Source organism: Enterococcus sp. AMC1251 (genome assembly GCF_058216535.1).
The window spans coordinates 3,246,791-3,261,140 of sequence record NZ_CM177098.1; the positions used below are offsets into that span (position 1 = coordinate 3,246,791).

14 protein-coding genes are annotated in these 14,350 nt (G+C 32.9%); 2 read left to right on the forward strand and 12 right to left on the reverse strand.

Annotated elements, in window-relative coordinates:
- Nucleotides 1-40: 40 nt before the first annotated feature.
- The 4 genes from fitD to fitA all read right to left on the reverse strand — a co-directional run bounded on the left by fitD (nucleotide 41) and on the right by fitA (nucleotide 3,856).
- Nucleotides 41-1,006 carry an iron chelate ABC transporter substrate-binding protein FitD gene (gene fitD / locus AC4BBR_RS15375; RefSeq protein WP_490460348.1) on the reverse strand — a complete coding sequence of 322 codons (966 nt, stop codon included), beginning with the start codon at nucleotides 1,004-1,006 and terminating at the stop codon, nucleotides 41-43.
- A 182-nt stretch (nucleotides 1,007-1,188) separates the two neighbouring features.
- Complete coding sequence (fitC, locus tag AC4BBR_RS15380; protein ID WP_490460349.1) at nucleotides 1,189-1,947, reverse strand: iron chelate ABC transporter ATP-binding protein FitD; 759 nt, start codon at nucleotides 1,945-1,947, stop codon at nucleotides 1,189-1,191.
- Complete coding sequence (gene fitB, locus AC4BBR_RS15385) at nucleotides 1,944-2,912, reverse strand: iron chelate uptake ABC transporter family permease subunit FitB (RefSeq protein WP_490460350.1); 969 nt, start codon at nucleotides 2,910-2,912, stop codon at nucleotides 1,944-1,946. The genes fitC and fitB overlap by 4 nt, the downstream gene beginning before the upstream one ends.
- Nucleotides 2,909-3,856, reverse strand: a complete 948-nt coding sequence (gene fitA / locus AC4BBR_RS15390; protein ID WP_490460351.1) for an iron chelate ABC transporter permease FitA — start codon at nucleotides 3,854-3,856, stop codon at nucleotides 2,909-2,911. The genes fitB and fitA overlap by 4 nt, the downstream gene beginning before the upstream one ends.
- A gap of 225 nt (nucleotides 3,857-4,081) precedes the next feature.
- Here fitA and AC4BBR_RS15395 point away from each other — a divergent pair, with 225 nt between their 5' ends.
- Entirely contained in the window at nucleotides 4,082-4,528 is a 447-nt protein-coding gene (locus AC4BBR_RS15395) for a YueI family protein (protein WP_490460352.1), read from the forward strand.
- Nucleotides 4,529-4,541: 13 nt separating this feature from the next.
- Nucleotides 4,542-4,949, forward strand: a complete 408-nt coding sequence (locus tag AC4BBR_RS15400; protein ID WP_490460353.1) for a hypothetical protein — start codon at nucleotides 4,542-4,544, stop codon at nucleotides 4,947-4,949.
- Between the two features lie 102 nt (nucleotides 4,950-5,051).
- On the opposite strand, the gene AC4BBR_RS15405 is transcribed toward AC4BBR_RS15400, so the two are convergent.
- The 8 genes from AC4BBR_RS15405 to AC4BBR_RS15440 form a co-directional block, all read right to left on the reverse strand.
- Nucleotides 5,052-7,625, reverse strand: a complete 2,574-nt coding sequence (locus AC4BBR_RS15405; RefSeq protein WP_490460354.1) for a BspA family leucine-rich repeat surface protein — start codon at nucleotides 7,623-7,625, stop codon at nucleotides 5,052-5,054.
- Between the two features lie 74 nt (nucleotides 7,626-7,699).
- Nucleotides 7,700-8,710 carry a WxLIP family cell surface protein gene (locus tag AC4BBR_RS15410; RefSeq protein WP_490460355.1) on the reverse strand — a complete coding sequence of 337 codons (1,011 nt, stop codon included), beginning with the start codon at nucleotides 8,708-8,710 and terminating at the stop codon, nucleotides 7,700-7,702.
- 311 nt (nucleotides 8,711-9,021) lie between these two features.
- Nucleotides 9,022-9,597: a hypothetical protein gene (locus AC4BBR_RS15415; RefSeq protein WP_490460356.1), complete on the reverse strand. Its 576-nt coding sequence runs from the start codon at nucleotides 9,595-9,597 to the stop codon at nucleotides 9,022-9,024.
- A gap of 65 nt (nucleotides 9,598-9,662) precedes the next feature.
- On the reverse strand, nucleotides 9,663-10,238 hold the full coding sequence (locus tag AC4BBR_RS15420) for a hypothetical protein (protein ID WP_490460357.1): 576 nt from the start codon (nucleotides 10,236-10,238) through the stop codon (nucleotides 9,663-9,665).
- The gene (locus AC4BBR_RS15425) at nucleotides 10,235-10,486 is read right to left on the reverse strand and encodes an LPXTG cell wall anchor domain-containing protein (protein ID WP_490460358.1); all 252 of its coding nucleotides are present in this window, start codon (nucleotides 10,484-10,486) and stop codon (nucleotides 10,235-10,237) included. Before AC4BBR_RS15425 ends, AC4BBR_RS15420 begins: the two co-directional genes overlap by 4 nt.
- Nucleotides 10,487-10,576: 90 nt before the next feature.
- Entirely contained in the window at nucleotides 10,577-12,610 is a 2,034-nt protein-coding gene (locus tag AC4BBR_RS15430; protein ID WP_490460359.1) for an InlB B-repeat-containing protein, read from the reverse strand.
- Complete coding sequence (locus AC4BBR_RS15435; protein WP_490460360.1) at nucleotides 12,607-13,635, reverse strand: DUF916 domain-containing protein; 1,029 nt, start codon at nucleotides 13,633-13,635, stop codon at nucleotides 12,607-12,609. Before AC4BBR_RS15435 ends, AC4BBR_RS15430 begins: the two co-directional genes overlap by 4 nt.
- A gap of 44 nt (nucleotides 13,636-13,679) precedes the next feature.
- The gene (locus AC4BBR_RS15440; protein WP_490460361.1) at nucleotides 13,680-14,294 is read right to left on the reverse strand and encodes a hypothetical protein; all 615 of its coding nucleotides are present in this window, start codon (nucleotides 14,292-14,294) and stop codon (nucleotides 13,680-13,682) included.
- Between the last annotated feature and the right edge of the window lie 56 nt (nucleotides 14,295-14,350).

A 14,350-nucleotide genomic window follows, 5' to 3' on the forward strand; every position in this document is an offset into this window, starting at 1 on the left:
GTCTAGAGAAGAACTAAATACTTTTGTACTTATTTTCTGTTTATTTCAGAGCTTTTTGTACATCTTCAATCATCAAGTGCGTAGATTCTAAGCCGCCACCACTTAGGTACCAAACGTCTGGCTGTAAAGAAATGACTTTCCCATTTTTACCAGCATTTGTTTGTTTGACTAACTCGTTATTTTCTATGTTGTCATTTGTATCATCCCCACCAATTGCTTTGGTACGGTCAACAACAAACAAGATATCAGGATTTTTTTCTAAGACATATTCATATGAAACGCTTTGTCCATGCGTCGATGCTTCAATAGCGTCATCTGCTTGTTTGAAACCAAACGTATCATGTACGATACCAAAACGAGAACCCTTACCATACGCAGAAAGTTGTCCTTCGTTTACTAAAACAACTAACGCTTTTTCATCACTTGCTTGTGCTTTTTCTTTACTATCTGCAATTTCTTTTTCTAAATCGTTAATTTTTGTTTTTGCTTCGTCTTTCTTGTCGAAAATTTCAGCTAGGGTTTCGATATTTTTCTTTGTAGCATTCCATGTATCTTTAGCATCTACAGACAGATAAATTGTTGGTGCGATTTTGCTTAATTTATCTTGGAAATCTTGTTGACGTCCAGAGATAATGATCATGTCTGGTTTTAATTGATTGATTTTTTCTAAATCCGGCTCTTTGATACCACCTGCTGATTCTACTTTTTTATAGCTGTCTAAATATTTAGGTAAGTTTTTCGTTGGTGCTCCTATAACTGTGTCGCCAACACCTAACGCATCCATTGTATCTAATGAACCATTATCAAAAACAACGACTTTTTTAGGATTCTTAGGAACTTCTACTGAACCATTTGAATCTTTTACTGTGATCGTTGTTGCTGCATCTGAATTTGATTCTTTAGAAGCTGAACCATCTGTAGTTTTTTTTCCATTATTTCCACATGCACCTAATGTAAGTAATGCGATCATTGATACGGTTGCCATTGCTAAGAGTTTCTTTTTCATTTTATTTCCCCCGATTTAATTAATTTTCTATCATGACTTAATATGTTTGTTCCGCTTTTCTTGATCTAGCTACACACGTTAGCCTTTTCGGCAATAACGAATAAAAATTCACAGAGAAAAGCACTCTGCTCAAATTTTTCTTCTTATACTGCTCAAAGGCAGAGCAAACGTGTTCCGCTTTTCTAGTTAAAATACATACAAAATCTTTTTCCCTCGATCTCACAAATCCGGATATTCATATCGTAAAGCTTATTCAAAACGTCCGATTGGATAATGTCATCCGTATTACCATGTGTGAATAACCGGCCATCTTTCATTGCAACGATCTCATCTGCATAGCTTGCTGCAAAATTAATATCATGTAACACGATGATGACGGTTTTACCAAATTCATCCACCAAACGTCGTAAGGTCTGCATCATTTGTACTGCAAAATTCATATCTAGATTATTCAACGGCTCGTCCAGTAAAATATAATCCGTATCCTGTGCTAAGACCATTGCAATATACACGCGCTGTAATTGCCCACCTGATAATGTATCAATCAGTTCATCTGCTAAATCCAATAACCCTAGATTTTCCATTGCTTCTTCGACTTTTTCATGATCTTCTTTTTTTAAACGTCCTTTACTGTAAGGAAAACGTCCAAAATTGACCAACTCTCTAACTGTAATTTTCAAATTGATACCATTCGTTTGTTTTAAAATCGATAGCTTTTTAGACAGTTCACTTTGTTTCCAAGTTTTTACTTCGTTGTGATCTAAATAAATCTCACCAGTATCTTTTGGAATCAAACGACTCATCATTGAAAGCAACGTACTTTTGCCTGCCCCATTCGGACCGATAAAGGCTGTTAATTTTTGCTCTGTAATCGGCAATTGAACCTCTGAAACAACAATCTTCTCACCATATCTTTTTGAAACATTCTTGATTTCGATCATCTGCGCTGCTTCCTTTCACTAATAATCTTTCCGACAAAATAAACCCCGCCACCAAACTCGATCACAATACTTAACGTCGTGTTCAACTGAAAAACTTGTTCTACAAGAAACTGTCCAAACACTAATAATAGGATCGATAATAAACTACCGCCTAAAAATAATTCACGATGTCGATAGGTACCCATTAGTTGATAACTCATATTTGCCACAATAAACCCAAGAAACGTTACTGGACCTACTAACGCTGTCGAAAGTCCGATCAGTCCACCAATAACCGTCAACAAGATAAACTGAAATCGCGGCACATTGATTCCTAAACTAGTTGCTTGCTCATTCCCTAAATGCAAGACATCCAACGCATGGCTTTTTAGCCATAAGAAACCAACTAGAAACATAATCAAAATGCCTGCAATGAGTAGATGCTGACTGTCTACATTCCCAAAACTAGCAAATAATTTACCTTGTAGTAAATCATATTCATTTGGATCCATCACAACTTGTAAGAATGTACTGATACTATTAAAAAATGTCCCTAAAATAATCCCGATCATCAACAATAGAAACAGATCATTACCGCCTTTTTTCAATAAGAAGCGAGATAGCATAGTGCTCGCACTCACCATCAATAAAACATTCAAAAAAAATGTAGCAATCGTCTCATTACCTAACAGTTGCTGTCCACCTAAAAAGAAGAACAACACGGTTTGAATAAAAACGTATAGTGAATCCAGCCCCAAAATATTCGGTGTTAAAAAGTGGTTCTGTGTCATCGTTTGAAAACTAATCGTTGAAAACGTAACCGCAATTCCGACAAATACAAAAGCCAGTAATTTTTTCCCTCTAAGTTCTAAAGCAAATGCCCAGTTCCCATAGGTTTTATAGGTCACATACAAAGCGCAAACCGCAATCACGGCAATCAACAATAAAATAATTTTTACCGCTGATGACTGGAAGAATTTTTTCATACTATTTTCCTCCTCATCAGTAATGCGATAAAAATAAAACTGCCGAGCACACCAACAACCACACTGACTGGCACTTCGTAAGGCGCAATCACAACACGCGCTAACACATCACATGCCAATAGAAAAATACTTCCACCGATTGCTGTGATTGCTAATGTATTTTTCATATGATCCCCATAACGCATGGATATAACATTGGGCACGATCACTCCTAGGAACGGAATATTCCCCACCATAATCAAGACAACAGCACTGGATAATGCCACGATCCCTAAACCAAATAGCTGAATCCGCTGATAATTCAAGCCCAGATTCGTTGCCATATCTTCCCCCATTCCGACTACCGTAAAGCGATACGCAAAAAGATACGTAATCATCAATAACGGAATTGTCAGATAGAGCAATTCATAATTGCCTTTCATCACTGTGGAAAAATTCCCCTGCAACCAAGAAGACATATTTTGAACGAGTTGAAATTGATACGCAAAAAATGTCGCTACTGAACCAATGATATTGCCAAACATCACGCCGATCAGCGGAATCATCACTTGATTTTTTGCAGGTAAAAAGCGTGTTAAATAAATAAAAATCAATGTGCCACCAAAAGCAAACAAGAAGGCAATGAACGATCGAAATAATAACGGTGCACTTGGAAACAAAATCATTACGACTAAAATCCCTAAACGCGCACTATCCATCGTACCTGCTGTACTTGGCGAAACAAATTTATTCTGTGTTAAATGCTGCATGATCAACCCAGAAATACTGATTGTACTTCCAGCAATCACCAGACTAATCGTCCGAGGCAGTCTGGTTGTTAATAATACTAATTGTTGCTGTGAATCCCATTGAAATAATTGTGTCAGAGAAATATCTTTTACTCCGACAAAAATCGATAATACAATCAAAAGGAGTAAGAGAACAAATAGGCCTATTTTTTTCATATACTTGCTCCGTTTTTCTAGCTGTTTAGCTTTATAAGCTAACGTTCTAATTGAGAATGATTTTCATTCTTGTTTATTAGTCTATGCGAAATTAGTCATAAAAGCAACACCTTTTTCACTGTTATTGATTCTCAATTAGTGAGGAAATTCAGTTCTTCAGGTGTTTCCTGTTTGTTCTATGCTATAATTTGAAGTAAGATTATATGGAAGCAGGTTAGATAATTAATGGCAAAAGATGACTTACAGAAACATTTAGATAATGCAATGTATGGCACCCCGCTACTGAAACCAGAAGAACAACGCAAGTACATGGGAACCTTCCGTGAAAGGTGTTACCTAACAATGACGATTGCCCAGATGAAAAATGCAGAAGATAAAAAAAATTTCTTACAAGAATTAGAACAACATCCTGATGCTACCGTTCTTTTAAATGGTACATTATCAATTGATTTACAGTCTGCATATATCAAATTGATCAATGAACGAAAAGTAAAATTCACAGTAGTTAATGACTTTGTTGAGAATACACCTAACTCTTTAGGCTTAATTTTCGCTGCCTCAGAAGCAGTAAATGAAAAAGTGATTGATATTGAAGAAAAATACCCTAAGCAAGTTTCAGTGACTCAAACTGAACAGCCTAAAAAAAAATTTTGGCATAAATTATTTAAATAGAGGAGAAATCATTATGGTAGAGCCACATTTATTAAAACAAGATTTAACGAATGCATTAAATACCCATATCAAATTATTACGAGAAGTTGAACTAATCGAAGAAGATCATATGGATGCTTTCACTTTTATGATGCGGAGTTTTGGATTTATGTTAGATCATTCGCCAAATGTATTATTAACTCAAGATGATGAAGCGTTATATTTTATGATGTTTCAATATTATAGTTTGCTGACAGAGCTTAAATATAACCTGATTTTTAATTATCCTTACGCCCGTTTACAGGGTAAAAAAATGAGTGAAGTAGTAGACGTGTTTCCGACAACCTATGAACGTGAGATGAAACAATGGTGGGAAGAGAAGACTGGATTGGATGTTGAGGAGACAAAGCAGACGATTGCTATTAAAGAATTAGAGTATTAAAACATTGAAAGAGGATGAGGCAAACTAAAAAAATAGTTTTGCCTCATCCTCTAAAACAAAAAAACAACATATTCCTTAAAAATATATACTTCTTCTACACATTTATGAAAAATTCGGAGCTTGTTCTACTATCCACCGAACGGTAACATCTTTTCCATAAGTTCCTTCTTCAATAGGAGCATCTGTTTCAATAAGTAATCCACTATCTGAGCCCCAAGTATTGTAATGGTTATACTGATCAATTGTTTGAGAGGATTCGTTTGTCATAACAACAAAGGGATTTCCTAGCTCTAACACTTGTCCCCTATCACTAGGATCCTGTCTCCATCTAAATTTAAAAGGAGGAGGCTCTGGAGCATTAATTTGGACGTTAACTCTCCAAGGAGAATTTATAAATTGACTATTCAACACGTCAAGTCTTATTTCGTTATCTACTTTTCGTTCTAACAAACCTTTTGATTCGGATTTTAATAGTTCCCACTTTAATAAATTGGTATTATATGTGATTTTAAAACTGCCAAATATGAATAAATCAATAAATAAATGGCTATTAGCCTTGACATTTATCGGTGTTTTATTGTCAGTAAAAGAAAGTTGATAAAAATCTAACCTAACATTTTGTTTGTCATAACCCAAACTTTCAGTATTTAAATTGAATTCTACCTCATTCATCTCATTAACATTCGCTTTGGTAAATATAGTATCTATGACTACATCCTCATTACTATGAACAACTTCTATTTTATAATGAATTTCTTTCTCTTTCTCAGTTACTAAAGCTGCGTCTAAATCAATAGAAGGTCTAAAATAGACTTTATCTTCCACAAAGCCAATACTTTTATCCTGTGTAAGAGAAAGGATGTCTGATTCATTACTAGCCCAATAAACTTCTACATCTGCTTCTTTGTCCTTCATTTCACCGTATATTTTTGTAACTTGACCTAGTTTTGGGGTTTTAGTCACTTCTATGCCTAAATTCATTTGAGATTCTCCAATAACTAAGTCCTTACCTTCCAACATCCACGATAAAATATTTTGCCTTGGGGTTTCATGGTTTTCTAAAAAAAATTTCTCATGTGTTATTTCATATTTTGCATGTAAAAGCTCTTTAGTATTATTATCATAGTACTGAACTTGATAAGGATAGCCCCTGACATATGTATCTTCATTCTCTTCTTTATGTTCATACTTATTTAAAAAATCTTTTGTTGAAATATAAGTTGTTAAGTTTTTGGTAGAGACCCACGATTCTGGTCTACCTGTTGTATCATCTCCTCCCCCCTGAATAGGCGGAAGTTTCGTTGATTCATTTAAAAAAGTATTCGGACCCAAAGTTATACTTTTTAGGTTAGATGTATAAGCTAGCATATTGTCCATCTTTATATTCGCAGAACGAGTATTAAAATTACTTATATTTAAATTTTCTAACAACGTCATACTTCGAAACAATTCACTATAATTCGTTACGTTACTTGTGTCAAATGAACTAACATCTAATGATTTCAGTTTTGATGCACCAGTAAACATTTCCTTCATATTCTTTACATTATGAGTGTCAAAATTTTTCATATTTAAACTTTCCAAAGCTTGACAAGTTCTAAACATCCTCGATGTATTTTCTAACATCGGTTGATGATCCCAGTTACCTAAATTAATTTCGATTAAATAATAACATTCTCCAAACATATCATACATAGTTTTTGCCTTCGATGTATTAAAGTTAACTAGGTTTAGAGAGCTTAAACCAGTACAACCGAAAAACATCGCTTCGAAAGAGTTAACATTTGATGTATTAAAATTAGATACATCTAATCTCTGGATATTTTTACAGCTAGCAAACATTGACTCCATGGTAATTACATTTTGAGTGTCAAAATTTCTTAGATCAATAGATTCTAAGCTGTAACAATAACAGAACATAAAACTCATATTTGTAACATTGCTTGTTTGAAAATTGTTTAGATCAATAGATTCTAAACTGTAGCATTTATAAAACATAGAGCTCATATCTATAACATTGCTTGTTTGAAAATCACCCAAGATCAGTTCTTCTAAGTTTGTACAGTCAGAAAACATCCCTTGCATGTTTTCTACATTCGTAGTATTTAATCCCGTTAAGTTAACGCTTTTTAATCTCGGACAAGATTTAAACATATATTTCGTACTTTTTATAGTAGACTCTTTAGAAAAATTATCACCAAAAGTAACTTGTTGTAAATTATTATTTAGATTTGAAAATAAAGTGTCCATGCTTGTTACTTCTGACGTATCTAATCCTGAAAAATCGACACTTTTTAAGTATAAAAGCCCTTTGCTATTAAATAAATTAGCCATACTTCCTCTATATATAGAATTTTCAAACACGACATTTTGAATAGTTAATGCAACACTCCCGTTTCCACTTATATTCCAAATTGGAGTGTCAGAATCTGTTATTATTCCATCACTTATTATCAAAGTATTATTTTCTAACAAACATGTAGCAGAACCCCATTCATAAATAGCTTGCTCTTGACTATTCTTTTGTATCGTAAAACCATTATTTTGATCTTTTACATCCAATAAAAAATCAAGCTGTGGGCCTTTGGAATACATCTCTTCAGCTATTACATTTTCCGAAGAAATAACTGTTATAAAAAAGAGTATAGATAAAATAATTTTTGGAATTTTAAGCATATGCAATACCTTTATCTTTATAATTTATAGATATAATGATTCAAAAAATAAAACCTAATCATTTTATCTTGCTTTTATAGACGTTTTCTTCTCCAGTAAATGATTACACCTATTACTAATACACCTGTTAGAATGCCTAAAAATAAATACTTATTATGGTTAACTGGTTTTACCATTGCTGCTTTATTTATTCTATCAGCTTCCTGTTTAGTAATTTCAAACTTTTCATTAAAATCCCATTTATTGCCTTGTCTATCACTTATATTTAGAATCATCTGATAATTCCCTGGAATCAACACTTGGCTATTTGTATCGACAGAAAAATTATACATAGAATTCGGAGCAAGCTCCATGTCATTATCGTACTGACGAGAAACAAATTCTTTATTCGTATCTAAATTAATAATAGACGTTTCATACTTCAAATAGCCGTAACTAGCCATTTTAGTATTTGAAATTTTAGCAATTATACTTGTTTTTCCAAAAGAAACATCTGGATAAACTTCATTTAGCACGATCTCTCTTTCAACAACATCATCTGTTTCTGATAGCGTTAAGCCTACGACATAACTAAATTTATTTGTAATCAGAGATTCTTGACTTTGCTCTTCATCATATTTTTCTATAACTATTCCAGATAAAATAATGCCTTGGAATTCTTCTATTGGCATAGAAATATGAATTGGAATATTTTTCTCAGAATTTGCTGGAACCATTACTAAATTATCGTAAGAAACAATTTCATCAATAGGATATCTCAATGATTCATCCATTCCAGCTTGGTCTTCACTATTATTGTACTCAATATATCCAGACTTACTCGTATACGCTTGATTGACATTGATTTCATATATGGTATCTACTTCAGAATTATTACTGATTTTTACATATACTTCTTCTTCTTCACCTGGAGATAATCTTAAATTAAAATATCGTTGACCTTCATCTATTTGCTTATCATGCTTTAGAGGTTCGACCGAAAAATCGAAAGCGTAGTCTTTTTCTTCCTCAGAAAAGGCTACCATTTCTCCACTAAACATGAGAAAACAAACAAAAATAATTACATAGCTATATATTTTTCTCATTCAAACATTGATTCCTTTATTTTTTTATAAGAGGTTTGGACAAAAGCGTTTAGCTCCGAGAAATAAGCAGAAATTCCCGAAAATTGTTCTTCGGATTTTTGTGACCAAGTAGGTACTGTTCTACATCAGCTTGTACTTTACTGTGTTTCTCAGCAATTTCGGCTTATTTCCGAAGCCTTTAAATCTTAATGCTTTAGCACTTAGAATTTGATGCGATCGGAGCATAGTAGCTGCTTTTGCACCACCGTTTATTCGTTTTTAGAGTGTGAGGCAAAAGTGCTTTTTACTTTTGTCCCACACTCTGATTTTTATTATTCTGCTTTTTCAGTAACTGCTAAAACATAATTAACAGATCCTTTTAGGTTTTTAATCCCTGTTGGCGTATTCGTCGGCAAATTAAATTTTAGTTTAGCACTATTTATAGGATAGTCGTAGGTACCTACTCCATTTTGTCCGTTAGTTTTAGAATCCATAATGACTGGATTTGCTCCCGTACCAACAATCACTTGATTATTTAATGCAAAAGTATCTAATGCATAAGTATTTTCACCATCAGTAAGATCAGTAGCTGTCGCTCTAACATTCCAAGCATCATCTCTGGCATAATCTTTTATTACTGAAATTTTTTCAGACACTTGGATTTCAGCTTCTACATTTGTACTCGCCTTAGTTATCTCTTTTAGTCCAAAATCAAATGCATCTGGCGTTGTATCAAAGGCTAGTGTCTCTTTATCCTCAATATTTGGAAACTTAACTTTAATTTTAACATCTGATTTCGCATGATCTACATCACCTGGAATATCCTTAGCGTACGCAACATTCCCAGTTGTAGCTAACAAAGCACTCGTTAACGTGATAAGACCCACTATACTAATTTTTTTATTCATAAAATTCCTCCTAAAATAATTTTTATATAAACAACCTTAAAAAGTTTAAAGTTGTTCTACCGAATTTAATTGTTTTCTTGTACATAAGTTAAAAAAATAACTTGACGGATATAATGCGTTCCAACATCTGAAGAACGATCAATATTTAGAGAAATATTTTCTTTTGGAATTCTATATTCGTAAGAATTACTCCCTTTATTTTTAATTGATATCAATTCAGTCACGTTATTTTCAAGAATATTATTGGCTTCTATACTAGTATATTCGACATTTCCCTCACCTGATTTATCGCTAGTTAGAGAACCTTTTCCAATAGAAAACGCTGTATTGGTGCCTATTTTTTTGTTATTATCCACCATATTCCAACAATATTTCAACTTGAAATTTGCTTCCTTGTTACCATGATCATCCAGGCTTATAACTAAATCTGTTTTCGACTGTATACCATCTTTCAACAAATCTAAATCATCAAATGAAGGATATTCCACACTTTTTATAGTAGCCAACGGATTATAAATTTGAATACTTACTTCACTATCTTCCACTGCTGATGAGTAACATTCTTCATATAGATATTTTTCAACAATACAAAATTCTAAAATAACTATTAGTATGAATGATTTTAAAATTTTAGTTATCATAAGTAATCAGCTCTTTTTAATCTGTATTTTTTATAAAGATAGTAAACAACAACATTCAATATGAAAAAGAGTAAAATGCCAAACAAACCAACTGAGAAATAAACTATTTCTCCTGTATTAGGTAATTGACTTGCTTTAGAACTATCAAAAACCTCTATTGTATCAATCTTCTCATGACTGTCTACTATTGAATAAAGCGTTAAATTTAATTTATTTAAACCATATAGAAACGATTCTGAATTAAACAAAATAACCTCCTTCTTCAATTTTTTTATTAGACGAAGAGTGTTACATACTTGAACTGATCTAGATTAGTTTTATTATACTTCATCAATAGATTAATCAAGATAGCGATCTATTTGCCAAATAGCATACAATGTTACTTCCGCTAAATCTTTATCTGTCAAATTCTGGATCAAGTCTTCCGAACCAAACTCCGGATCCTTACTTGTAGGATCTGTGGACCAGCCAAGGAATATATAATTTTTACGTGTAAAAGTTTCCTTTGGTAATTTCGTACTCTCATCATATATACACTTTATTGATTCCATAGAACCTGTCCCACCATTCGGATGAAATGCAATTCTATAGTGATGTGCTCTCCATTCCGTAAATAACCGCACCAAATCTCCTTCATTTTTAGCAAGATTTTTAACGACAGCACCATCTCCATATCTATTCAATGGATCCGTCATCGCATCTTTCCACGCCAAATGCGTATACCCTTTTTTATCAAATTGAACCGGCATTAATTTTTCTTCCACATCATATGTCATCTCCTGATAGTATGGAGGTAATACTTCCTTATAAAGAGAACTAACATCATCCATCGTATCATTATATACAACCTCATATTTAATCGGTGTCCATTGTGCATATAGTGTCACTGTTTTACCTGGCTCAGCTAAATTAGTAACTTGTTGACCTGGATACAGTTTAGGATCCGAATTAGCTTCCTTGGTTGTTGTCCAATGAGAGAATTTATACCCTTCTTTACTGTATTTACTATCCTCTATAACAAATTCTTTATCCGATTCAACAGTTTTGTCTTGCATCGTTCCTGTTGCACCTTCTATATTAGCATCGTATTTAACTGTGTACGGATCATTGTTATATTGAGCAAATAAATGGACCGTATCGCCATTTAAATAGCTTAAATCTCGGACTTTTTGTCCAGGTTTAAAACTTACCCCTGAACCATCTTTTTTAGTATTCCAAGAGGTAAACTTTTCATACTGTTCCAAATCAGAACCATTATTTAAGTTGAAGTCTTCCTTGTTGAATCGACTGTGTACGGTATCCGGTATTTCCTTATTCGTTCCGTCATTTGCATGATAGTTAACACCATACCAAATACCTCTTTGATACGTCAATTCAGTCCGTAGAGTATAATTGGGTTGAGTGTTATTTTTATTAAGAGAATACTCTATATCTTTATCTATATCCCTTATTAAATTGTTAGTTGTTCTATGTCTACCATAAGAATCACCTAATTCAGGATTAAACCAAGCTCCCCAAAGTAAAAACATGGATGGGTCAAGTTCAATGTAACTATTATGAAATGCTACAGTTGTAAATGACTGCAATCCAGATCCTTCAAAAATACCAGTATAAACTTTCGAGTTAGTTTTAAATTTAGTGTCCTTCAAATCTATGTGTTCTAAACTTACAGTATCTTTAAACATATATGTTGCAGACTTCAACTTAGATAAATCAAAAGAGTTATTACTACTATATCCGTTTAATTCAGTAGCGAACTCTGGTACGTTTGGATCATTTTGGATTCGTTTGAGACTTATTGCTCCCGAGAACATTTCATCGGCATATTTTAATTTTCTAGAATCAAAAATATTCATATCTATAAAAGATAATGATGTTGCATTTTTAAACATTTTTTTTGCTGATACTGTATGTGTTCCCATCTGATCAGATATTTTTATAGTTTTCAATGATTTACAGTTTTCAAACATTGAATCCAAGCAAATATACGCATTTGGACCATCTGAAATTTTTAAACCTGACATATCTACTGATTTGATCCCTTCTGCATCATAGAATAAATAACTTAAATCACCATTTTCTACCTCAACATTACGGAACTCTATGTTTGATACATTACGCATTAGAGTAGGAATATAATCCAGCTCCTTTTCTGCTCTGACCCATGGCTTATTTTCGTTAGCTAGATCTTGTTTAGAAAGCTTACCATCAAAGATAATGATAGACGCATCTACGGCATTATACATGACGCTAGTTGTTCCCCAAGAATCTAATTCTACTCTCTTGACAATAGTAGCTTCTGATTCAATCCCTGTATAAAATAGGATTACAATTATCAAGCTCAGTAACGGAAATAGTTTACACTTATTCATATTAGTTCCTCCTTATTAATTTTTTTGTATCTTCTAAAAACAATATATATAATTATACAAACAACAGTAAGGCTAATAATAAAAATATATAATCGGATATTATTTTTTGAATCTGTAATTGCTATTGAATTAATTTCATTCGCTTGTTTCTTTGTTACAGTAAAATCTTCTTCAAAATGCCAGCTATTCCCTCGTTTATCTTCTATAGATAAATCGAGCACATAGTTTCCGGCCATCAAGGGTTTATTATCCAAATCGATCACAAATTCGCAGAAGGAATTTGGAGCAAATTCCTTCTCGATATAATGTTTATTAATAAACTCTTTATTATTTTTGCTAATAACAGCATGATATGAAAGACCTCCATATCCCTTCATAACCGGATTGAATAATTTTGCAACAACACTTGTTTCTCCGAAAGACACTGCTGGATATACACTATCCAACTCAATCTGAGAATCTAATTTATTATCATTTTGAGAAATCATTAGTGCAAAAGAGTAGCCAGTAGTTGTTACAATCCCTTCTGTTTCTTGTTCATCTGAAGAATGATCAATTTCTACAAATACTCCTGCTAAAATAATTCCATCAAATGTCTTTTCAGGGCACTTGACTTTTATAGGGTATTCAATGGAACTTTTTGCAGGGACTTCTACGATGTCATCATAACTAACAAAATCATTAATATCATAATCTAAACTATCGTGAATCCCCTCTTTTTCTTCAAGATAATTAATACTACCTGTTTTTGATGTCGTCGCTTGAGCAATATTTATTCTAAACTTTTCATCTTTTAATCCATCATTATTTATCTTCAAATGAAGAGTTGTTTCCTCATTTGGCGCTAACCTTAAATCAAAGAATAAATTGTCTTTGTCTCCTTGATGCGTGCTTGGGTGAACAGGAAACACAGAGTATGATAACTCTCTGTCATAGCTTTCCTCAACAATACCTACACCATATACAGGTGTTTCAAAACAAGAAAATAGAATGATAATTATTAATCCTACTGTTTTTTTTAACATTTGTTCTTCCAATCTTTCAAAAAATTATATGTGTCTTAAACTTTTTAAGCAAAATCGATACTTCCGCTCAACGTGTAAGATAATGTTCCCGAAAATTCATCGCCATTTGAAACACTATCATTTGTCGTAATGCTTAAATTACTTCCAGTTATCTCATTTGTATATAAATAGTGATAAAACTCTGTATCTTTTTCTTCCCCAATTAGGCTTTTATCCAAAATCGATGCAACCCCATTTTTAACATCTACTGTTTTTTTGTCGAAGGACAACGTAAACGTATCAACATCAAAGATTTTTTTATCAGAATTTCTTACGACCTGTTCCATTTTACCTGTAACTTTAAAATTCGAATCTTTTGCATCATCAATATCTGTTTTCACTCCAATTTTTGCTACGTTTCCAACGGTTACCCCTTGCATAGCTAACTTATTGTTCCCCACATTTTTTAAATCACCTAGAAAAGCAAAACCACTTGGTACAGAATCAAACTTAAAAACTTTGTCAGAAACGTTAGGATCTTCTTTAACTAAAATATCAACTTTAGACTCTGCCTTATCCTCAAACGGCATCGCTTCTGCGGATACATCTGTACTTCCCATAACCATTGGGACTACTGTCATTCCAATTGCACACATAATTCCTGTCATTCTTTTTTTCATAAAAAAACCTCCATTAATATTTATATATATATATTTATCTATTAAAAATAGAATAC